Origin of the sequence: Okeania sp. SIO2C2 (assembly GCF_010692625.1) — a bacterium.
Taxonomy (GTDB): domain Bacteria; phylum Cyanobacteriota; class Cyanobacteriia; order Cyanobacteriales; family Microcoleaceae; genus Okeania; species Okeania hirsuta.
The window spans coordinates 97042-118815 of the sequence record NZ_JAAHGM010000021.1 but is presented as its reverse complement, the minus strand read 5'-3'; the positions used below and the strand labels follow the sequence as shown (position 1 = coordinate 118815).

Annotated in this window: 19 protein-coding genes and 1 pseudogene; 4 read left to right on the top strand and 16 right to left on the bottom strand. The window is 37.4% G+C overall.

Features of this window, described 5'->3' with window-relative positions; genetic code table 11:
- The 3 genes and pseudogenes from F6K18_RS18725 to F6K18_RS18715 form a co-directional block, all read right to left on the bottom strand.
- A pseudogene (locus F6K18_RS18725) lies at window positions 1-219 on the bottom strand (hypothetical protein); the annotation flags it as partial.
- Window positions 220-237: 18 nt separating this feature from the next.
- On the bottom strand, window positions 238-573 hold the full coding sequence (locus F6K18_RS18720; protein WP_287522795.1) for a XisI protein: 336 nt from the start codon (window positions 571-573) through the stop codon (window positions 238-240).
- Window positions 561-974: an element excision factor XisH family protein gene (locus tag F6K18_RS18715; protein ID WP_124147386.1), complete on the bottom strand. Its 414-nt coding sequence runs from the start codon at window positions 972-974 to the stop codon at window positions 561-563. Before F6K18_RS18715 ends, F6K18_RS18720 begins: the two co-directional genes overlap by 13 nt.
- A 141-nt stretch (window positions 975-1115) precedes the next feature.
- Here F6K18_RS18715 and F6K18_RS18710 point away from each other — a divergent pair, with 141 nt between their 5' ends.
- A complete protein-coding gene (locus F6K18_RS18710) occupies window positions 1116-2450 on the top strand; it encodes a DUF58 domain-containing protein (RefSeq protein ID WP_287522794.1) in 1335 nt (444 codons plus the stop codon).
- 255 nt (window positions 2451-2705) lie between these two features.
- Here F6K18_RS18710 and F6K18_RS18705 read toward each other — a convergent pair whose 3' ends face one another.
- From F6K18_RS18705 to F6K18_RS18690, 4 genes are all read right to left on the bottom strand, one after another.
- Window positions 2706-3158: an SDR family NAD(P)-dependent oxidoreductase gene (locus F6K18_RS18705; protein WP_287522793.1), complete on the bottom strand. Its 453-nt coding sequence runs from the start codon at window positions 3156-3158 to the stop codon at window positions 2706-2708.
- Window positions 3159-3475: 317 nt separating this feature from the next.
- Window positions 3476-3760, bottom strand: a complete 285-nt coding sequence (locus F6K18_RS18700; protein ID WP_287522792.1) for a GNAT family N-acetyltransferase — start codon at window positions 3758-3760, stop codon at window positions 3476-3478.
- Window positions 3761-4318: 558 nt separating this feature from the next.
- The gene (locus F6K18_RS18695) at window positions 4319-5116 is read right to left on the bottom strand and encodes an SDR family oxidoreductase (protein ID WP_287522790.1); all 798 of its coding nucleotides are present in this window, start codon (window positions 5114-5116) and stop codon (window positions 4319-4321) included.
- A 1188-nt stretch (window positions 5117-6304) separates the two neighbouring features.
- Window positions 6305-7333, bottom strand: a complete 1029-nt coding sequence (locus F6K18_RS18690) for a hemolysin family protein (RefSeq protein ID WP_287522788.1) — start codon at window positions 7331-7333, stop codon at window positions 6305-6307.
- Window positions 7334-7382: 49 nt separating this feature from the next.
- On the opposite strand from F6K18_RS18690, the gene F6K18_RS18685 reads away from it, so the two are divergent.
- Window positions 7383-8285, top strand: coding sequence for a DMT family transporter (locus F6K18_RS18685; protein ID WP_287522786.1), 903 nt, complete (start codon window positions 7383-7385; stop codon window positions 8283-8285).
- A gap of 208 nt (window positions 8286-8493) precedes the next feature.
- Here the strand turns inward: F6K18_RS18685 and F6K18_RS18680 are convergent, their stop codons facing one another.
- The 4 genes from F6K18_RS18680 to F6K18_RS18665 all read right to left on the bottom strand — a co-directional run bounded on the left by F6K18_RS18680 (window position 8494) and on the right by F6K18_RS18665 (window position 11330).
- Window positions 8494-9498 carry a cysteine synthase family protein gene (locus tag F6K18_RS18680; protein ID WP_287522784.1) on the bottom strand — a complete coding sequence of 335 codons (1005 nt, stop codon included), beginning with the start codon at window positions 9496-9498 and terminating at the stop codon, window positions 8494-8496.
- A 45-nt stretch (window positions 9499-9543) separates the two neighbouring features.
- Window positions 9544-10308 carry a class I SAM-dependent methyltransferase gene (locus F6K18_RS18675; protein ID WP_287522783.1) on the bottom strand — a complete coding sequence of 255 codons (765 nt, stop codon included), beginning with the start codon at window positions 10306-10308 and terminating at the stop codon, window positions 9544-9546.
- Between the two features lie 392 nt (window positions 10309-10700).
- Window positions 10701-11096 carry a hypothetical protein gene (locus F6K18_RS18670; protein ID WP_287522781.1) on the bottom strand — a complete coding sequence of 132 codons (396 nt, stop codon included), beginning with the start codon at window positions 11094-11096 and terminating at the stop codon, window positions 10701-10703.
- Window positions 11097-11198: 102 nt separating this feature from the next.
- A complete protein-coding gene (locus F6K18_RS18665) occupies window positions 11199-11330 on the bottom strand; it encodes a hypothetical protein (RefSeq protein ID WP_275670457.1) in 132 nt (43 codons plus the stop codon).
- Window positions 11331-11608: 278 nt separating this feature from the next.
- Here F6K18_RS18665 and F6K18_RS18660 point away from each other — a divergent pair, with 278 nt between their 5' ends.
- Together F6K18_RS18660 and F6K18_RS18655 are read left to right on the top strand one after the other, a co-directional pair.
- Window positions 11609-14098: an ATP-binding protein gene (locus tag F6K18_RS18660; protein ID WP_287522780.1), complete on the top strand. Its 2490-nt coding sequence runs from the start codon at window positions 11609-11611 to the stop codon at window positions 14096-14098.
- 1081 nt (window positions 14099-15179) lie between these two features.
- Window positions 15180-15824, top strand: a complete 645-nt coding sequence (locus F6K18_RS18655) for an L-threonylcarbamoyladenylate synthase (RefSeq protein ID WP_287522779.1) — start codon at window positions 15180-15182, stop codon at window positions 15822-15824.
- Here the strand turns inward: F6K18_RS18655 and F6K18_RS18650 are convergent.
- The 5 genes from F6K18_RS18650 to F6K18_RS18630 form a co-directional block, all read right to left on the bottom strand.
- Window positions 15808-16974, bottom strand: coding sequence for a TauD/TfdA family dioxygenase (locus F6K18_RS18650; RefSeq protein WP_287522778.1), 1167 nt, complete (start codon window positions 16972-16974; stop codon window positions 15808-15810). The genes F6K18_RS18655 and F6K18_RS18650 overlap by 17 nt on opposite strands.
- Before the next feature lie 174 nt (window positions 16975-17148).
- Window positions 17149-17793 (bottom strand): class I SAM-dependent methyltransferase, encoded by a 645-nt coding sequence (locus F6K18_RS18645; RefSeq protein ID WP_287522777.1) that lies wholly within the window; start codon window positions 17791-17793, stop codon window positions 17149-17151.
- A 116-nt stretch (window positions 17794-17909) separates the two neighbouring features.
- A complete protein-coding gene (locus F6K18_RS18640) occupies window positions 17910-18767 on the bottom strand; it encodes an NAD(P)-dependent oxidoreductase (RefSeq protein ID WP_287522776.1) in 858 nt (285 codons plus the stop codon).
- 402 nt (window positions 18768-19169) lie between these two features.
- Window positions 19170-20510 (bottom strand): aminotransferase class III-fold pyridoxal phosphate-dependent enzyme, encoded by a 1341-nt coding sequence (locus F6K18_RS18635; RefSeq protein ID WP_287522775.1) that lies wholly within the window; start codon window positions 20508-20510, stop codon window positions 19170-19172.
- Window positions 20511-20942: 432 nt separating this feature from the next.
- Complete coding sequence (locus F6K18_RS18630; RefSeq protein ID WP_287522774.1) at window positions 20943-21755, bottom strand: class I SAM-dependent methyltransferase; 813 nt, start codon at window positions 21753-21755, stop codon at window positions 20943-20945.
- Window positions 21756-21774 lie beyond the last annotated feature (19 nt).

The following is a 21774-nucleotide window of genomic DNA, read 5'->3' as shown; positions in this document are numbered from 1 at the left end:
TTTCCTTCTTAGCTTCCGACCTCCTTCCCCCATGTCTCCACATCTCCCCATCTCCCCATCCCCCCATCTTCCCATACCCCCATCTCCCCATCTCCCCATCTCCCCATCTCCCCATCTCCCCATCTCCCCATCTTCCCATCTTCCCATCTCCCCATCTCCCCATCTCCCCATCTCCCCATCTCCCCATCTCCCCATCTCCCCATCTCCCCATCTCCCCATCTCCCCATCTCTCAACTACTAGGCGATCGCGTAACCTGTATGGTGTCTTACATTAGGCGGATGAAACCCTAAAACAATATCTGATTTCGGAATTCCTGCCTCAACAAGTTCTGGAGTAATTCCATCTTCAATTCCATCTCGTTGAACCCATATTTTACCATTAATAATTTGAATATGAGTAATGCAACCATGAACGCGACGTTTTTGTTGCCAACCAACATCTAATAGTAAGAAATGGTTACGTTCCTTATCAATAATTAAATACTCTTCAATTTCACCATAAGCATAAGGAATATTCGCGTGTTCTTGAAGAATCTTTTCAATGATATCTCGATATAAATTTAAGTTATCCATTGCACAACCTCCTCTGTTTCTGGTTGGAAAATTAGTAGTTTAACTTGATTAAATTTAACAACAAACTTTGGTAGTTCTTCTGAAAAGAAGTCTGAAAATACGCTTTGAGGAATAGCCATATATAACAAACGTTCTGGAGCTTGCTGGGACAAAATTTGTGCATAGATAATGTATTGACCCAACGCTTGTTCTAAATCCTTAATAGGGGATACACCTAAGAAGCTTTTAATTTCTACTGCAATTCGTTGTCCCTCCTTTTGAGCGGCCAAAAGCTTTTTTGCCCCCAAATCTGCATAAAGCGTCCGACTACCGAATTGAAGTCGTAAAGGGTCGTCAGTAATTGTCCATCCATCCTTCACCAATGCTGTTTTAACTATCTGATGGTAAATATCTTTTGCCATTTCAACCTAATTTAATACAAGCTTATCTTGCAAAAGCCAAAACCTATTATACAGTTATTAATTATAATAAATTTGATATGATTAATCTACTTAACAAGTCCTAATTTTTAGGATTATTTTTTGAATTTGGTATAACTCGAAATGATTCCTTCAAAACGTTTATATTTACTATTATTATTAGGAATGGTCGTTGCGCCAATCATCGCTATTTTGTTCGATCAACAAATAAGTTTGATGGCACTAGCACTGTTTGATTTGATTATCTGTAGTTTGGCTGTTTGGGATGGAGCTACAGTGAAACCTCATCAAGTCAAACTAGCGCGCTACCCTTTACAGAAGCTTTCCATTGGCCGAGATAATCATATTACTATATCGGTTAAGTCTGGCAAACACAGGGCAAATATTATCTTGCATGATGATTATCCCCCAGAATTTGCAACTTCCTCTACTACTCTCTCAGCAATAGTTGAACCTAACAGCAGTCAAGAATTAACTTATCATGTCAACCCCGATAAACGAGGTGAGTTTCAGTGGGGAAATATTCGGGCGCGACAATTGGGACAGTGGGGTTTAGCGTGGCAGCAATGGCAAGTTCCGGCAAGTCAACAGGTGGCAGTTTACCCAGATTTGCTGGGATTACGATCGCTCTCTATCCGTCTCTCTCTCCAAAATACTGGCACGATGCGTCAAAGGCGACATCTGGGAATGGGAACAGAATTTTCCGAACTCCGGGAATATGGTATTGGTGATGATACACGTCTCATTGACTGGAAAGCTACCGCTCGTCGTAGTCGCCCTTTAGTGCGAGTATTGGAACCAGAAACAGAGCAAACTTTGATTATTTTACTTGATGGGGGAAGGTTGATGACTGCCCAGGTGCAGGGTTTAAAGCGGTTTGATTGGGGTTTGAATGCTACTTTGTCATTAGCAATGGGGGGTTTGAGTAGGGGCGATCGCGTGGGAGTGGGAGTATTTGAGCGTCAACTCAGCACTTGGATACCACCAGAGAGGGGAAAAAATCAATTATCAAAATTAATTGAAAGTCTGACACCTATTCAACCAGTTTTGCGGGAACCAGATTATGTTGAGGCAGTTACTAGAGTAGTTAAGCAACAAACCCGTCGTGCTTTGGTAGTGGTAATTACAGATATTGTGGATGCCACTGCTTCTGCGGAACTTTTGGCAGCATTGGCAAGGTTAACGCCTCGTTATTTACCGTTTTGTGTAGCTTTGTGCGACCCATTGGTGGAGAAATTAGCTCAGACTCCCACTGTTTCTGGAGAAAATCAGCAGGTACATGAAAAAAGTCATGCTGCTTATACTCGTGCTGTGGCAATAGATTTATTATCTCAAAGACAGGTTGCTTTTACTCAGTTGAAACAGAAAGGAGTTTTGGTTTTAGATGCGCCAGCAAATCAAATTAGCACAGAATTGGTAGATAGATATTTGCAGCTCAAATCTAGGAATTTACTTTAAGGGAGTAGGGAGTAGGGGAGAAATAATTGATAATTTCTGTACGATAATTGATTTGATGTTTTATTATTGGAGATATCTTTTAGTAAGTGACTGGACTTTGTAAATTTAAATTAGAGAAATAAGGAAGAAGGTCATCTAGGGGATAAGTTATCTGCTAGAAAAGGAAAATTTGGCTTTATCTAAGTTTTAAGCTTTTGATATGTCCGCGTTTTTTTATTAGGCTGTTCATATCTGAAAAATATACCCACTTGGATACTATTCAAATAAACATTTTTCCTTTTCCCGTGCTGGAAAATTATCTAAACCCGATAACGCACCCATAAAAATTATTTTAGGATTTGTTGCTTGACGCAGTGTGGGTAATAGAGATTTTACTAAACGAATAGGTGCTACAAGATTTACTGCTATTACGTTTTCTATATCTCGAACGGAACATTTTTCAAAGGAATATTCGCTGGTAAAAGCTTGAGTTTCCCAAGTACCACCCATATATAAAAGTGCATCTAACGGAGAATTACCTACAGCATTAGTAACAATTTCAATTCCGGTTTTGTTGCTAATATCAGCTTCGATCCAATTACCAAAGTTAGAAGGAGAACGAGAAACTGTGATGAGTTCGGTAGTGGAAGGTACAATGTGTTCCGCAACAGCAGCACCTACACCACGACTAGCACCAATTACTACGACTTTATTAAAATGATTTTTCAAGTTTATATTACCTTTTGTATTGGGTACTTCACTTTATATTTTTCAACGGGAGAAATGAGCTTGATTGGAATAGCTACAGTTCAACAATTAATAATTAACAATTAATAATGAATAATGACTTCTCCTTAGAACAGATAGTATTTGCAAAAAGATTTTTTTTTGATTTTTTGCTGCTTTAATACAATCTTAGGGCGAGGCATTTAACCGATAGATATCCATTTTAATGCCATGAAATATAGTTTAATTTTCGTATCTCATACCCAACTTTTCCAGCACTTTTACTGATGCTATATTTTCTCGTTCAACAATTCCCAGGATTATGGAAATTTGAGTTGTTTAAATGCGTATTGAATTGTTGCTAATGCTGCTTCATTTGCCAACCCATTACCCCAAAACTCAGGAGCAAATCGATATCCAATCTCTTGCTCATGCACTTTGTCAATTTCTTCTATTGCAATTCCACAATAGCCGATTAATTTGTTAGTTTCTTTGAGGATAACAGCCCACTTTTCAAATCCATTTTTTTTGTATGAATTAATAAAACTATGGATTTTTTCTTTGGTTTGTAAGGGTGATAAAATTCCAGTATGAGAAAATTTCATAACTTTTCAATTAGCAAGAATTGGTGCAAGCTGATACAGGTATTGTTGGTGAAAGTCTCTCAATATAAGACGTTGTGTTTCTAAGTAAGCCATAATTTAAAACTATCTATAGTTTAGAGTTATATCAATTTTATCAATCGGGAGAAATGGGAAGAACTAAGATTGACTTTTGCTGCCATATCTTCTAGTAAAATATTATTGCCATAATTAAGGGCAATGTAATCTAATACTTGTTTATAGTATTTGGCAGTGAGCTTTTAGTCAAATTTATTATCAAACGCTAAAGAAAATACTGCTATAATATCAAATCCAGTAGCATTGGTATAATTCAGCATTTAGTAATATAGCAGTCAAAGGAAAGGTTCGGACAAATAAAAAGTTTAAAACTTAGACAAAGTAAGATTTTTTAAACTTCGGTTCTTTCTTCTTCCTTCTGCTATAAGAGTAAATATTGTAGGATAAACTGCCGTTTGCTCTACTGCCAGCAAAAACTATATTATTCAATTTCGACCTAACAATTTATTAGCGAACGCTAAACTACTTCATCATAAATTATCCTCAACTTTTTCCCATCATAAACTGAACTAAACCAGGGAATAATCGATAAGTTTCTGTTGCTAAAACAACCGGACCTACTACTACTTCAGACTGCTTATTTTTCACAGCATTCCAGATAGCTTCAGCAATATCTTTTGGCTGACTAACAAAATTAGATGTTAAAACAGAGTTCATTTGTTGACGACTACTTTCTACTTCAGAATTATCTCCACCACGAAACTGCGCTCTTTCCATAAAATCGCTATTAATAACCCCTGGTTGTACAGAACTAACATTAATTCCTTTTGACTGTAATTCCAGACGTAAAGTATCAGTTAATCCAGTAACTGCATATTTACTAGCACAATAGGCAGTCATATTTGGCAAAGGCATTTTCCCACCAAAAGAACCAACATTAACAATTGTGCCAGATTGATTTTCCAAAAAATGGGGTAATAAAGCTTTTATTGTATTCACATAACCGAAAAAATTGACATTCATTAATTGTTGAAAATCTTCTAATTTTGTATGCTCCATTGCACCAGTCAAACAAACACCAGCATTATTAACTAATATATCGATTTTGTCATAAAAATCTATAGCTTTCTGCACCAAATATTCCACTTGTTTAACATCAGTAACATCAGTAGGAATAGCCAAAGCAGAACGACCGTTTGCCCTAACTTCATTAGCTGTTTCGACTAATTTATCTAATGTTCTAGCAGCTAAGACAATATTATATCCTTTTCTAGCAAATAAAAGTGCTGTTGCTTTGCCACAACCTTGAGAAGCACCAGTAATTAAAACTGTTGGTAGCATTGTTTTTTTGTGAATAATTAAAATTTGATATGTACAGCAGAAGGAAGAAAGAAGAAGGAAAAAACTTCCATTGTCTGAGTTTTGAGTTTTTGATATGTCCTAACCTTTCCTTCGACTGCTATATAGAAAATAGTGTAACGCAACTATAAGAAAAAAGGAAAATTTACTAAAAAAAAGAGTTTATACTATTTCTCGCGTATTCTTGCTACATCTTATTGAGGGTAGGTAGGGAGGTTACATGCAACCTCCGTAAGTCCTAGGGTTTCTAGGAATAATATATCTTCACTTAGTGCCTAGAATTGTTAAAAACATTATTGAAGTTTACTTATTATATCATGTCCGTTGGTATCGTTTGTGTAAACCCAAGGGTGAATATCTACAGTAAATTTAGGTTTTTTTCTTGCTCAATAGCCTTCTTCCCTCTTCCTTCTTCCTTACCTTCGCGCTTACAATACCAATGCTACCGGACATGATATTACTTAATAATTGAAGTCTTGAGGAAATATAGCATTAATGCGGGGTTGGTGATTTGAGGTATGATATCATGTCCGGATAAGAGCGCTATAGAACTCCGTTCCGCGCTCCGCAATGATGCTGACGCAACGCTTCGCGTTAACGTGCGTTGTGCACCAGCAAACAAAAAACTTTCTCCTTCTACTGTTCTTTCTTCTTCTTTCTTCCCTCATGAGTTCTGATATCCCCCTCCCAGGAGGGGGAGGGGCGAGGGGTGGGTTGACTCCTAAGTAATAAAGATTAATATTATACACGCGCTTCAGCAACGCCAGCATTAATGCTTATGAATTGGTATTACAGCAATTATAGCAACCGCAAGGTTGGTGTTTAACAATTAGTGCGAGCATCTTGCTCGCGTCATGAATCATCATAATTACCCGATGTCCTAATATGAAATAGACATCTCCTCCACGCATAGGCAGTAGGCATTAAGCAGTAGGCAGTAGGGAGAAATAATTGATATATCTAGTGTGAGAATTGATTTTATTTTTGATTTTTACCAGATGTCTAATAGACATCTCCTCCAAAAGAGGGAGCAGGGAACAGGAATAAACAATTGACAATTTATAGATAAGAATTGCTTTTATTTTCGATTTTTGCAGATGTCTATTCTTTCCGCTTAATTAAGCTACCACCTAAAACCTACCACTTACCACCTACCACCTTCTTCAAAATCTACTCATCTTTTAACTTTCTTTTTCCTCTCATCCTTGCCAAAATTTGTAGGTCAACACTTTGATCGGTTTCATCCACAATTTCACCAGTTAATTCTTCCAATACATCTTCCAGAGTAACCACCCCCGACATTCCTCCATATTCATCTAAAACTACCATCAAATGTTGACGATTTTTCTGAAATTCTTTTAGCAATAGATCCACTCTCAATGTATCAGGAACAAATCTAACATCTCGCATAAAATCAGAAACTTTATTACTATCTTTTCCTTCTATAATTCCTTTAAATAATTCATTTTTCAACGCTACACCAAGTACATCATCTATAGAATCTCCAATTACAATAATGCGACTATGTTGAGAAGCAATAATATCCGACTTTACCTCATCTAAAGTTGCATTAGCGTATAGATAAGTTGTCGCTATTCGAGGTGTCATAATATCAAAAGAATTTTTGTCATTGAGCCGAAATACTCTTCTAATCATTTCAGCTTCATCACCCTCAATAACTCCTTCCTTATATCCTACTCTGGTCAAAAACATAATTTCTGCTTCATTAGTGGTGGGTAATGTCTGCCCCTTAGTAAAAGGAGAAGTAATTTTTTCCATCAACCAAACTATAGGAGTAAATATAAAAGTTAACCCTTGGACAGGTATAGCCACAGTTAAGGAAAATTGCATGGCATAACGTTCACCTAAAGTTTTAGGAATAATTTCCCCAAAAACTATTACCAAAAAAGTTAATATTGCAGAAAAAACTCCTAACCAAGCATTTCCCAAAACCGAAGCTGCAATATTACCAATTAAAATACTACCAACTATATTAAAAATGTTATTAATAATCACAACAGTAGCAATTGGGCGATTAATTTTTTTCCTAATTCCCCACAGTGCTAATGCTGCTGGTTTTTTAGAGTGTGCTAACTGTTGTACTTTAATGGAAGAAACTGAAAGTAAGGCTGTTTCAGTAGCAGAGCAAAGAGCAGAACCTATGAGAATAATTAAAACTATAATAGTTAGCTTTAGCATACTTAACTAATAATTGGTTAAACTCAATTATACCATTTTTTATTTTCTGATGAAATCTTCTAACTGGCGAATTATATTAGTTTTAGCTATCGGTATTTTGGCAATATCTACAGGTGCAATATTAATCAGGTTGGCAAGTCTCTCTGCTGGCATGAGTGGGGTAGAGTTTAGTCTCGTAATAGCTGCCTCGCGGGTGACGATCGCTGCTTTATTATTAGTACCCGCATGGTCGAAAATTCAGTGGCAGAGTCTCCAGTCGGGAGCAATACCCTATGCAGTAGGAGCAGGAGTTTGCCTCGCAGTCCATTTTGCTTTTTGGATTACTTCTTTATCCTACACTTCGATCGCGGCCTCTACCAGTCTAGTAAATACTAATCCAATCTGGGTAGCTTTGTTGTCGCGGTGGTGGTTGAAGGAAAGACTTTCTCCTCAGACAGTTATTGGCATAGTAATAGCTATGGTTGGAGGGTTAACCATTGGTTTAGCAGATATTGGTGGGGGGTATACAGGTATTAACCCTCTCCTGGGAAACTTTTTGGCTATGATGGGAGCTTGGGCAGTGAGTTTATATATACTTCTAGGACGGGAAGCTCAAACTAAAGGGTTTAGTGTTGGTGGCTATCTTGTGGTAGTTTTTACTGTAGCTGGAATTGTATTATTGCCTCTTCCCTTAATTTTAGGTGTTGGTTACTCTGGTTATCCTGGTTTAGTTTACTTTTACTTATTATTGATGGCATTATTTCCTCAATTAATCGGGCATACAAGTTTGATGTGGGCAGTACGCTGGTTGTCTCCTACTTTAGTTACTTTGGCAATTTTATTTGAACCTGTTGGAGCTAGTTTTTTAGGTTATTTATTCTTTGGTGAAGTTCCTTCTATCATGGTTTTTTTTGGTGCAATTATATTGTTAATTGGAGTGGCGATCGCTGCTCTTACTTCAAAACAAAAATAAACCGAAAATGTCAGGATTTTAAATTATACTTCATCCATGCACTCAATACTGAAAAAAAATTACCGAATAATTAAGGTTTAAAGCAGAAGCTTTAAAGGAGAAACAAGCGGTCAAGGGATGGCGAGGAGACCTCGCCATATTCAATCGACCAAGAGAGAAAAATTTTTCCTGTTCGTCAATCCTATCCGCTTTCAAGGAGAGGTAATTATTAATTATTAATTGTTGAAACACTACTTTCAATTTTTAAACCATTTTTACTGAGAAACTCTTGATTGTAAATTTTGGATAGGTATTTAATTCCACTATCACAGAGAACTGTAACTACTACCTGTTTTCGATCTAAACGATTTGCAATAAGTTTGGCAGCAAAAACGTTAAGACCACTACTGCCACCAACCAGTAAACCCTCATCCTTAGCTAGTTGATGACAAGTAGAAATTGCTTCTTCATCTGAAACCTTCACAACTTCATCAATCACAGAAAAATCCAGGCATTTTGTCGGCGCAGATTTTCCAGCTCCCTCAATAATTGAGAATTGACTAAGACTTGAATTTAAGCTTAAATCATTTTTGGAATTACTATAGTTGCTATAGTAGTAGGCATAAATATTTGAGTTGACGGGATCTGCCAATATAACTTTAACTTTTGGATTACACTCCTTGAGAAAGCTTCCTGTACCTGATATACACCCAAAGGTAGAACCAGTCATCACAAAGTGAGTAATTTCTCCATTTGTTTGTTTCCAGATTTCTGGTCCTAAAGTTTGATAATATGCCTCTGGATTATAGATATTGTTGTATTGATTAACGTCAAAGTATCCATTTTCTTTGGCGTAGTTTTCCCCATAACTCATATAGGTATCTTGAGTAACTATAATCAAATCTGCATTAAGAGCTTTTATATGATTTTGTTTTTCTATACTGCATTTGTTTGATGTAACAATAACAACATGATAGCCTCTAATCTTACCTAGCATGGCAAAACTGCAACCTGTATTACCACTAGAAGAGCAGACAATAACATCCCCTCGCTTCAATTTACCTTGTGCTTCTGCAACATCAAGAATATAATTTGCCATTCGATCCTTGAGGCTGAAACCTGGGTTGATAAACTCGCATTTTGCATAGAGTTCTGCTGAGTTTTCACTGACTAATCTAGTCAAATCAATTAAAGGGGTATTTCCAATCAGGTCAGTAAATCTTGGAGCTTTCATCACTTTGATCTCATCAGTAAAATAGTTAATTTATGGCTTTACTTCTCAGATATTATGGTAGACATAAAGCCAGAATTCTTCAAAAACATGAAACCCATCAGTTTCTTGAGAAAGACGATTCTCTATCCACGCAAAGATCGTCTCAGGTTTCAACATCCACAGACCAACAAGCTGATTCTTTTTGACGGCATCAAGATAGATATCGGTAGGTATAGTTACTTGTTCACCATAACAACTCACTGAAAGAGGCATTCCCAATAAGTTTGCCGTGTCAAGTCGATCGCTGGGGCGAGGTTCTGCAAAAATACTGGCCCAATAGCTTGATGCGATCTTTGGTAATGGGTAAGAACTGGCAGATCGAACTGTTCTCTCGGCAACTACAATAACCCCATTCTTTTTGAGCAAAGGCTGCAAATACGAAAGCGGAATTTTGTGTTCAAAGTAATGATAGGCTGATTTGACAAATATCAAATCCACTGTTCCATTAGGGGTTCTAGCTAATATATCTGATATTTCACAACAATGGAACTGAACTTGAGAATTTGGCATTTTTTCTCTGGCCAAGGTAATCATATTTGAATCAATATCCACGCCTACAATTTCTGAGTTGCCAAAGTTGGCTTTCAAGGCTAAAGTAGACAATCCTGCACCACAAGCTAGATCCAAGATAGACTGAGGCATAAAATCAATGAGAGATTGCAATACCCTAATTAATCGTTCGTCGTAAGTTTTAAAGTGCGAAAAAAATTTATGGTAAGTATCAGCGTAAAACTTATCTATTGTTTTTTCCAAGGGATTACCTCTTTTCAAGATTGTGATGTTTAATTAATAATTAGAATTCAGTTGTTAGACCCCACCCTATCGGTAGTGATGCCAAATTAATTACCCATATTCTACAGCTAAAAATCCTATGTTGTCAAAAAAAACAGGGAATAAATTAGGTACAATATTTACGCAAAATTCCCTGTTAAGTTCTAGTTTTAGTCTAATATGTGTTGCAATGTCCTCTACAATTAGAGTTCCTGGGTAAGTTCTGAAGTAATTAATTTTTCCTGGGTACTTAGACTTAGTTGAATTACTACCGAGACGAGGCCATCATCTCTATTGGAAAAATATTTTTTCTCTAAAATTAACCCTAGCTATCCATGATGAATACCCCCTCATTCATTTTCACTGTTGAATGTTGACTGCTTCAAAAAATCCTATTTAATTTCAGGACTAATCTCTTGATTTTGAAGTGTTAAACTTTTAGTAAGTCTAACTAGGAATTGTTGTGAAAATTGAATAAATTCTCTCATGCTAGAGCCATGAATAATTGCCCAAGTATTAGTAATTAAACAGCAGCTAGCAAACCACAAAAGAATGAATGTTTGGATTCTCACTACTCCTACAATAAACCAGCTTCCAACATGAAAGATAATCATTAAAGCGTAAAAACTAGCTACTAATGCTATTAAGTTGATTTCCTGTTTGGGGCGACGGAGGGCTGTAAAAATTATTGGTTGTAAACTTGCTAGTACATTCATTGGTACTAGAACACCACAAATTGCTACACAGTATATGTGTGAAAATTCGATTATGCTATCTAGATTTAACATTTTTGTAGTTTCTTTTCTCTTTTATTTTCCTAATTTTCCCAGATAAATTCAATCTTATTCAGAATTTGACTTTTCTAGGATGAAAGTTTAATCAATAACTGTTTATTTATCACTTTTTTCCTGTTTTTTAATTGAATCAGTCCACAAATTAGTGAACATCATTAGAAATGCTCCAAGAAAAACAGTAATTGCTATTCCAGTAGGAATTATAGTTTGCCAATCAGTAGTTTCCATGTACCTCCTAGTTTATTTAGTAACATAATTTTAGTAATTATACCTAAGATGTTATTTGCTTTTATCTAGTTATATTAAGTTTTGTAAACAAATTTTAAGTAGAAAGAAAATTAATTAATGTTTAAAGCTATGATAGAAAAGTATATCAATTATCAAAAATAGTTTGGATAAATGTACTTAATTTAACATTAAATATCAAAGTATAGATGAGCAAAAAAAATACTTAATATCAGGGGTGTTATTATTAGTATTATCACAATAATTACCATTTTATATACATGAACGTTAAGCAAGTTATTCAAAACAAAACAGTAGATTTAATCAATAAATATCAAGAACAAATTCATCTTTCAGGTCACATTCAACCTCACGGTGTATTATTTGTCTTAAAAGAACCGGAATTGACAATTTTACAGGTAAGTAATAATACTTTTGAATTATTTGACATACCAGCGAAAACATTGCTGAATCAAAATCTGAGTTGCTTTCTTGACAAAAAGCAAATCAATAGCCTCAGAAAAAGCTTAGAAAATCATCCGGAGCTTAAAACCATTAACCCTGTTAAATTATCAGTTAAAACAAAAGATAAATCTTTAGTCTTTGATGGTATAATTCATCGTTCTGAAAAATTTTTAATCCTGGAGCTAGAGCCAGCTATATCTGAAGAGAGTATTTCATTTTTAAACTTTTATCATTCTGTGAGAGAAGCAGCATCAAAAATGCAAGACGCTTCTGATTTAAAAAATTTATGTCAAATAATAGTTGAAGAAATTAGAAAAATTACAAGCTTTGATAGAGTAATGGTATATAAATTTGATTCTCAATACAATGGAGCTGTAATTGCTGAAGATAAAATAGAAACTTTAGAGTCACTTTTAGGATTAAATTACCCAAGTTTAGATATTCCACCCCAAGCTAGAGAACTTTATACTAGAAATTGGCTGAGGGTAATAAGAGATGTTAATTATCAACCAGTAAAAATTATACCTGTAAATAATCAGATTACTCATCAACCCATTGATTTAACTTTATCTGTTTTAAGGAGTGTTTCTTCCTGCCATAGACAGTATCTAAAAAAGATGGGTATTACTGCTACAATGTGTATATCTTTAATGAAAAACAAAAAGTTATGGGGTTTAATTGCTTGCCATCATATTTCACCGAAATATGTGCCTTATGAATTACGGGCAGCGTGTGAATTTTTAGGGCAAACAATGTCTCTAGAACTTGCTTATAAAGAAAATCATGAAGATTATGATTATCAACTAGAGTTAAAGTCGGTCAAAAGTCAAATTCTTGAAGAGATTTTCACATCAGAAAATTTTATTGATGCCTTAGTTGAATCTCAAAATAAACTACTAAATTTAGTCAGTGCTGAAGGAGCAATCATAGTTTCTGGAAACAATTTACAGTCAGTGGGAAAAACTCCACCATTAATAACTGTTGAAAAATTAATTAGCTGGTTGGAAAAAAAGTTCAATCAAGAACTATTTTATACAGATTCATTGCCCAAAGTTTATCAAGAGTTCGAGAAATATAAAGATATAGCTAGTGGGTTATTGGCACTCTCAATATCTTCAGCTCAGAGAATTTATATTTTGTGGTTCCGACCAGAAGTTATTAGAACAGTTAATTGGGCAGGCGATCCTGCACCTATTACAGAAGCAGAATCTAATGGTAATATTAAATTTTGCCCAAGAAAATCATTTGAGTTGTGGAAAGGAGTAGTTAAACTCACATCTCGACCGTGGAAAGAATGTGAAATTAATGTTGCTTTAGAACTGAGAAATGCGATTATTAAAATTGTACTGAAACAAGCAGATGAACTAGCAAAATTAAATTCTGCGTTGCAAAAATCAGAAGCAGGAGAGAGAGAAAAAGCTGCTCAATTAAAACAAACTTTAAAAAGATTACAATTGACTCAAACGCAATTAATTCAAAGTGAAAAAATGTCGAGTTTAGGACAATTAGTTGCAGGTATTGCCCATGAAATTAATAACCCAATTAATTTTATTTATGCCAATATCAAATATGCAGATAATTATGCTAATGAACTAATGTATTTGATTAAACTCTATCAAAAACATTGCAATCCATCGCCAGAAATTAAACAAGAAAGTGAAAAAATAGATTTAGAATTTATTCTCGAAGACTTACCTCAACTATTAAAATCTATGGAGGTAGGGACAGAACGTATTTATGAAATTGTCAAGTCTTTGCGTAACTTTTCACGGCTTGATCAAGCAGAGATGAAGCCAGTTAATATTCATGAGGGAATAGAAAGCACTTTACTAATATTGAATAATCGACTCGATCCTAAAGTTGGAAAAAAGATTAATTTAATTAAGGAATATGGTAATTTACCTCAAATATATTGTTATGTGAGTCAGTTAAACCAAGTATTTATGAATATTTTGGTAAATGGAATTGATGCTCTGGAAGAAGCAATAGCAAAAGGCCAATTTTCTGAATCAAATGAACAACAAATTCCCACAATTAAAATTCAAACAAAAGTTGTAGGGAAAAATCTGATAACTATTACTATTTCTGATAATGGTATAGGTATAAAAGATGGGGTGCTTAACAAAATATTTGACCCTTTCTTTACGACAAAACCTGTTGGTAAAGGTACTGGTATTGGTTTGGCAATTAGTTATCAAATTATAGTAGATAAACATGGCGGTCGGATATTTTGTAATTCCCAGGAAGGAAAAGGAACTGAATTTATAATCGAGATTCCTATTCAAAATAATACTATAGCAATATGATTTTAGTTGTGAGATATTGGAGATTTTTGTTCTAGGGAATAGGGAATAGGGAATAGGGAATAGGGAATAGGGAAGAAACGAATACATAAGAATAAGAAAACTGCTATATTCTATGCTTTAAAGGAACACCTCAATTCTCACATCTGATTCCTGATTGCTATAGGAAATTTAAGACCCTATAAAATTGACCAGAAAAAATTTATTGGAGAATTTCCTATTGCGTAATATTATGTTCAGTAGAAAAGTTATAATCAGGCTCGTAGTTTTGCTCTATCCCTCATATAAGTATTGCAAAAGACATCTTCAGAAAAGAGGGAGTAGGGAGTAGGGAGTAGGGAGTAGGGAGTAGGGGGAAATAATTGATTTATATAGTGCGATAATTGATTTGATGTTTTATTATTGGAGATGTCTAAAGGCTAAAGCCCTACTACAAACAAAAAATTTATTATAAGTAATTATCCGCAATTCGTATCTCCCCTGGAAGGGGCACATGATATTATATCATGTCCGGATAATTAGTGATGAAAAAACTTTTTCCTCTTCTTCCCTCTTTTTCCCTCCTGACTCCTGACTCTTGACTCCTCCCTTATTATTTATCACTATTCAACCACACATGATATATAGCAATGTGCGCTGGCATATTTACAAATTGCAGGAATTGTCCAATAGACATCTCCAAAAATCAAAAATAAAATCAATTCTCACACAAAAATCATCAATTCTTTCCCCTCCCAGGAGGGGGAGGGGCGAGGGGTGGGTTCCCTACTGCCTACAGCAAAGCTGCCTACTCCCTCTTTTGGAGGAGATATCTAATATAGCAATCCTAAATGAGTTGTGACAAATCAAAAAGTAGATAAAAAAACTGAAACTCCTACCTGTTCCCAGCTCCGGTGTTCCCTGTTCCCTAAAAGCGGTAAGATTGTTATACACAAATAAAATAGGATTGCTATAGCTAAAAGTCTTATGTGATCAGATTTTTATTCCCCCAGATGAGCTGTTGCCAGATGAGCTGTTGCCTGCACGCAGCGCTATAAGTCCTGAATATGATAAATTTTAAGTTGCAAGGAAGAAACAAGAAATTATGACCCAAATTCTACCAACAGATAGTGAAATGGCGATTGCTAAAGCAGTCGATTTACTGAAGCAAAAGGATGTAGTTGTATTTCCAACGGATACAATTTATGGTATAGGAGCTAGCATCGCCTCCGAATCAGGTATTAAAAAGATTTTTGAAGTCAAATCGCGATCGCCAGATAAACCTCTGATCATTTATGTAGCTGATTTTGAACAACTGCAACAAGTGACTAAAGAAATTCCTGAAAGTACCATCGAGTCACTTCGTAAAATTTGGCCGGGTGCAATGTCTGGCATCTTCCCCAAGACTGAAATTGTCCCATCATTTGTAACATCAGGTAAAGACACAGTAGCAGTAAGAATTCCCAACCATCCGCTTTGTTTGGAATTAGTGCGTCAGGTTGGTCATCCTCTTGCTGTAACCAGTGCCAATATTTCAGGAATGGAGACTCAGAAAACAGCTCCAGAAGTCGCTGCGCAATTGGGAGAGCGAGTTCCACTGGTTCTGGATGGAGGGCCGAACCCCGAACAACAACCTTCTACCCTGGTTGATTTTACAGAGTCACCCGCTCGGTTATTGCGGGAAGGTGCCTGGTCTTTTTCAAAACTACGCCAAGCTATTCCCGATCTGCAACCTATTCCTGAAAGTTAAGATTCCGATCCAGAAGTCGTCGCCAGCTCTCGAAATAATCCCGGTCTACCGAACAGTAGCGCAAATGGCGGCGCTGGTTTTGTATCCCAATGGCAGTGCGTCCGTGCAGGACACGATGGTTGTTAAACATCACCAGTTCTCCTGGTTGTAGACCTTGTTTCAGGCAGTATCTTGGATCGGTATAGAGCTGCATTAGCTTTCTGTATGCAATATAAAATGGCTCGATCGCCTCCTCTGGTAAGTCCAAGGGAGCAGGAAATAAATTGCTAATCCTAACTTCCTGCAAATTACCACCACTATCTAGGGAAAAAACTGGACTACTGAACCGCATATCAATACGATCGCTATAATATTTTTGGTAGGAAACCTCGTAACGACACAATAGATCGAACGCATCTCCATCCTCCTGACGTAGCACCTCTGCTATTTTGAAACCATCCACAAAAGTAGACTGACCGCTGCTATCATTGTTGGCCATTAAACAGTGGAAAAAAATAATTCCTGGAGGTGCATATTGATAGGCATCATCTGTGTGAGGTATGAGGTCAATTTGAGAGTTGGCAACACTTTTCTGACTTTCCTCTGGATCAACAACAATCTCAAACACACGTCCATAATTGGTTTCCAAAAGAGGTCCGAATGACTGGGCAAAAGATTCGAGTTCTCCCTTCTGAGGAGGCACGTTTCGCAAAAAACAAATCCCATAATCTCTCAAATGTTCTAGCAGTTGTAACCGACTTTTATCCGCACTTTGGACTTCTTCATAATCAATCTGCGGCAGGTTAGTAACAATATTGCTATCCCAAAGAATAGGTCGATGCTGACGATGCTCTCTCTCGGTAGCAGAGTAGCAGTGTTGTCGCAACCATTGAGCATTATAGATGCTTTTGTGACTATCTGGTTCCCATACAATTTCCAATGTATTACCGCTATCGCAACTAACTGATAGGGGTTTTATATCTAAGGGAACATCGATTATCCGAAAACGCTTTTCACCATGTCTGGGGTCCCCACACACAGAACAATAACAGTTATCCCGCAGCCAAATATAGTGGAATGTACTGCGATGACCGTCGTCCCAATATACGAACAGTTTTCTTTGGTCTTGTTGGACTTTACTAATTTGATATTGTTCAGATTGAATTTTCATAGCAAAAATTTAGTGATTTAAGCTAGTAGGGTGCTGTTAGTGATAGCGTAACGCACCCCTATTCTCAAAAAAACGACGGGGGAACGCACCCCATCCTTAAAAAAAAAATCGGTGCGTTACGCTCCACTTTGTTCCGCTAACACACCCTACGGTTGAGGGGAACCCTGATTCAATTTAGTCTAACACTTGAAAACTAAAATAATAACCTTTGATATTTTGAGCAGGTAGATATTCGTCCTCTATTTTAGCTATCATTGTCCAATGTTTAGCTTTTGTCAGTTCTTCTTCTACTATTTGAAAGCGACTCTCTTGATCTTCATAAAAGTGTTTGCGAACACTATAAACAATATAGCCTCCCTTTTTCGTAATCCTTACAAGCTCACGGAGAGATTCGGCAGGAGCGTGTCCTGGGGTAAAAGTCCCGACACAAATAATAGCATCAAAAAAATCAGAAACAATCCCAGAATCTGGTAAAGAACCTTGAATAAAATCTGAATAAATATTGCGTTTTTTGGCTACATTTAACATCCCTTCAGATGGATCGAATGCAGTAAGTTCTACATTTTTGTAACCATGTTCAGCTAGTTGCTCTCCCTGCTCTCCTGTTCCTGCTCCTACGTCTAATATTTTCATAGACTCTTGATCAGGAACAGTTTCTGCAAAGAGTTTTGCTGTCACTACAACAGGAGTGTTTTCTCCAGTGCCACACAATTCATTTTTGACGTGTTCATCAAACTCTTGGGCATATTGATTATAGTGATCTAGCAGATTTTTGGCATCTATAGTTTTATTTTTAAATGTATTACCCCAGTTAGTCATAGTCTATCCTCCTCTTGATTTTATAACGATTTATAAAATTAAAGCTTAATCTGATTTGTTCATTTTTTCCTCAATGTAACTATGTCGTCTAGCTACTGAGACTGATGACTACCCCCCTAAGACTTCAGATCCATCATTTGAGTAAAACTTTTATCCCCACCATAGGTCTCACAAGCTTGTTGTAAAACCTCACATAAACGCTCTGAAAATTCTAGAGAAGTTTTAAAACTTTGGTTGAGTTCATTAACCAAACAGGCATCCTTGTGAGCTAAGTTCAATGTAAATGCTGGACCAGGATTACCTTCTAAGATAGAAGGAAGCAATTTTTCCGCCACCCAGCTACTCCCCGAACCCGCTTGAATCATATTCGTGAGTTGTTTGGGATCGATTCCTGCTTCTGTTCCCAGGGACAGCACTTCGCCCAGAGCTTTAGTATTGATGAAGCAAAGATAATTAATCAGCAATTTGGAAAGGATAGCATGGGAAAGTGGCCCGACATAATAAATCTGAGAACCAATTGCTTCCAATATCCCTTTAATTTTGTCGAAAGTCTCTTGAGTTCCACCTACAAACATAGATAATGTGCCAGTTTCAGCACCTTTTGCTCCCCCAGAAACAGGAGCAGCAATTGAATCAATTTTCTGTTCCTCAGCAAGCCCTGAAATCTTTGTCATAATTTCGATTGAATTGGTTCCAGTATCAAGCCAAATTGTTCCGGAACTGGCATGGGAAATAACTCCAGCATCTCCCAACATAACTGCTTCTAACTGTTTTGGTCCTGGAAGGCTTGTCATAATGACATCTGCATCACCTGCTACCTCTGGGATAGAATTACGCCAACTTGCTCCCGCTGCTATTAAGGTTTCTGCTTTTGACCGTTCGATGTCATATACCGAAACTTCAAATCCTTTCTTGAGCAAATTGGCAACCATACCACTGCCCATATTACCCAGACCAATAAATCCAATTTGCATGGGGGTTTTCTCCTAGTTTCAAATAATTAGGACTTACGCAATATAACGTATTTTGTCATTGCGACCGACAGGGAAGCAATCTCAAGCCCTAGTTTTTCCTACCTTATGCATAAGTTCTGATAATATATGGTATAATTAACCACTAATATCATGTGCCCCCTCCGGGGGAACTATGCTAACGGATAATTACTTATAAGGAATGAGAACAAAATAAAGCCCGAGAAAATTAATTACGCTCAAGAGGTTTCACAGGCACAAACCACAAATTTCCGGTCTTATTTAATTTACATTCCTAACAAAGTTTTTGTTTGTGTAGTTTTGCTTTAGCCCTTGCAATATTTATATTAGGGCTAAAGCCCAACTACGAGCATAATTATCACTGTTCTACCGAACATGATATAATTAACCTTCGTAGGCTTCATCAGCAATTTTCAACGCATCATCAATGATGGCAAAACCTTCTTCCAACTGCTCCTCATTAATACAAAGTGGCGGTGACATAAACACCCAATTCCAGCGCAAAAGACCGTGTAAACCAAGCTCCCGCAAACGGGCAGCAACTTTACCCATCACCACCATTTCGTGGGGTTTGGCATTCCAGGGAGCCATCGGTTCTCGTGTTTCTCGGTTCTTGACGCACTCAATCACGCCATACAGTCCTAAGCTACGGACATCCCCCACTGATGGATGTTTTGCCTTCATTTCCTGTAACTTTTCTGCCATCCGTATCCCCATAATTCGGCTGTTTTCCACCAGGTTTTCTTCTTCATAAACCTTCATGGTTGCTAAAGCTGTAGCACAACCCATAGGATTACCGCTGAATGTTAGTCCACAACCAAAGGGGTTGGTTTCAAAATGATCGGCAATATGCTGTCGTACTATGACTGCACCCATGGGAATATACCCACAGGTTAGTCCCTTTGCCATTGCCATAATATCGGGAACCACGCCATAATGCTCGATTGCAAACATTTTCCCCGTGCGACCAAAACCTGCTATAACTTCGTCGCAAATGAGTAAGATGCCGTGACGATCTGCATATTCCCGTAGTGCTTGCCAGTAGCCATCAGGAGGAATAATACAACCATTGAAACCAGTAATAGTTTCCATCAAAATTGCTGCCACATTTTCTGGCCCCTCAAACTCAATCGTTTGAATTACATGATCGATGTATACTTGGGGATTTCCTTCTGGTGCATAGCCAAATGGGCAACGGTAGGCATAAGGATCGTGAACCCGAACAATTCCACTAATAGTCGGTTCGTGAGGCAAGCGTCTGGGGTCTCCTCCGGCAATTGCTGCCCCCAAGGTCGCGCCATGATAGCTACGGTATCGAGTGACAATTTTATGCCTACCCGTGTACAGTCGTGCTATTTTGATGGCATTTTCAACTGCTTCAGCACCACTCAAAGTAAAGAAAGTTTTGCTTAGATCCCCTGGTGTAATTTCTGCTAATTTTGCCGCTGTTGCAGCACGAATTTCCGTAGCAGTACCTGGATGTGCGAACGCGAGTCGATCAGCTTGATCTTTTATAGCTGCGATTACCTTGGGGTGGCTATGACCAATATTCATATTGACGTACTGACTGGAAAAATCCAGGTAGCGCTTGCCGTCTTTATCCCAGAAGTAAACACCCTCAGCACGATCCATGACAATCGGATTTTGGATGTTTTTCTGAGGGACCCAGGAAAAAAAGACGCGATCGCGATGGGTTTTGACAATTTCTTCAGCGTTCATGTTCATTACTTGAAAAGATACAACAACTTATTGAACGTCAGGATTGAATCATTAGTTGACTAACAAAATCTACTTTTCGTAGGTTGGGTTAGCGGTAGCGTAACCCAACAAAACAGTTAAGCTCTTCCACCTTTAATTGACATAATTCTAAAACTCAATCCTTTATATAGCCTGAATTTTTTCGGCATTGATGTTAATCAACTTACAGCATATTTCAGTCAAATGATGTACAAGGTAAATGATAAAAATCTTGTAGTGCGGGCATCTTGCCCGCTTCGGGGTGTACTTCATAGAGTCGCAAAGTGCTGTAACAGTGTTGGGTTTCACGTTGTTCAACCCAACCTACAAGTAGAAATTTGTCAGTTAGGAGAACGAAACCAACTAAACTGCTTAAGTCATATTTTTTCAGAGCTTAGGCAACTATCCTGTACTTGATTACTACTCTGGTTTCCTGGCACGAAGAATAGTCGAGAAGGGAAAATCAACAAAGGATGTGTATCCAGGATCAAACCTCTGAGAAGGTGGCACAATTTCCAGCGAGAAAGGTTCTAGCTTGGCTTGAAAAAACCCGACACTTTCCAGCATCTGTAGGCAGGTTTGCTCTTCCCAGTGATAATGCCAAGATGTCTCTGTTTGTCCATCTGGTAGCTTCACATTGACCTTGCATTGCTCACCTTCCTGGGTGTCCACAGGATCATGTCCGCTGATGGGAGCCTGAAATATGGAAACGCCCGCTCTGTAAGGTTGCATGATGCTGGTTCGAGTCCACACATCATTATTAACTGCTAAAACCAGACGTCCCCCAGAACGGAGGTTATCATAACAAGTTTGCGCCATATTTCGGAGTTCTGTCTTGTCCTTGGCATAACAAAACAAGCAGTGGGCAACCACAACATCGTAGTTACCACCGCCCACAGCACCCTGGGTCATTACATCCCCCACAAGATATTGAATTCCCAAAGGTTCAGCAGCTTCGATTTCCTTTGCTTTAGCAAGCATTCCACTGCTGATATCGCTACCAACAATACTTGCAGAAGGATAAGCTTGCTTAAGTCCTCGCGCGATCGGTCCAGTTCCGCAGGATAGCTCTAGCACCCGTTGACCCGCTACATCACCAACAGCAGCCACAAACAGATCCTTTGCAGCTCTGCGATAGTCAGTCTTGAGGTACTCTTCAAAGACATTGGCTATATCATTATTGTACTGGTATTTAAGGTCGCTATGAGTTTTGAGAACTTCTTGAGCTTTCATATTGTTTACTTGAAAAATA

Bases quoted from the DNA above. Each gene is read 5' to 3' on its own strand.
- F6K18_RS18680 (WP_287522784.1), bottom strand. From the start codon at position 9,498: ATGAAAGCTCCAAGATTTACTGACCTGATTGGAAATACCCCTTTAATT.
- F6K18_RS18670 (WP_287522781.1), bottom strand. From the start codon at position 11,096: ATGTTAAATCTAGATAGCATAATCGAATTTTCACACATATACTGTGTA.
- F6K18_RS18640 (WP_287522776.1), bottom strand. From the start codon at position 18,767: ATGCAAATTGGATTTATTGGTCTGGGTAATATGGGCAGTGGTATGGTT.
- F6K18_RS18650 (WP_287522778.1), bottom strand. From the start codon at position 16,974: ATGAAAATTCAATCTGAACAATATCAAATTAGTAAAGTCCAACAAGAC.
- F6K18_RS18655 (WP_287522779.1), top strand. From the start codon at position 15,180: ATGACCCAAATTCTACCAACAGATAGTGAAATGGCGATTGCTAAAGCA.
- F6K18_RS18635 (WP_287522775.1), bottom strand. From the start codon at position 20,510: ATGAACATGAACGCTGAAGAAATTGTCAAAACCCATCGCGATCGCGTC.
- F6K18_RS18685 (WP_287522786.1), top strand. From the start codon at position 7,383: ATGAAATCTTCTAACTGGCGAATTATATTAGTTTTAGCTATCGGTATT.
- F6K18_RS18695 (WP_287522790.1), bottom strand. From the start codon at position 5,116: ATGCTACCAACAGTTTTAATTACTGGTGCTTCTCAAGGTTGTGGCAAA.
- F6K18_RS18690 (WP_287522788.1), bottom strand. From the start codon at position 7,333: ATGCTAAAGCTAACTATTATAGTTTTAATTATTCTCATAGGTTCTGCT.
- F6K18_RS18665 (WP_275670457.1), bottom strand. From the start codon at position 11,330: ATGGAAACTACTGATTGGCAAACTATAATTCCTACTGGAATAGCAATT.
- F6K18_RS18700 (WP_287522792.1), bottom strand. From the start codon at position 3,760: ATGAAATTTTCTCATACTGGAATTTTATCACCCTTACAAACCAAAGAA.
- F6K18_RS18660 (WP_287522780.1), top strand. From the start codon at position 11,609: ATGAACGTTAAGCAAGTTATTCAAAACAAAACAGTAGATTTAATCAAT.
- F6K18_RS18645 (WP_287522777.1), bottom strand. From the start codon at position 17,793: ATGACTAACTGGGGTAATACATTTAAAAATAAAACTATAGATGCCAAA.
- F6K18_RS18630 (WP_287522774.1), bottom strand. From the start codon at position 21,755: ATGAAAGCTCAAGAAGTTCTCAAAACTCATAGCGACCTTAAATACCAG.
- F6K18_RS18710 (WP_287522794.1), top strand. From the start codon at position 1,116: ATGATTCCTTCAAAACGTTTATATTTACTATTATTATTAGGAATGGTC.
- F6K18_RS18715 (WP_124147386.1), bottom strand. From the start codon at position 974: ATGGCAAAAGATATTTACCATCAGATAGTTAAAACAGCATTGGTGAAG.
- F6K18_RS18720 (WP_287522795.1), bottom strand. From the start codon at position 573: ATGGATAACTTAAATTTATATCGAGATATCATTGAAAAGATTCTTCAA.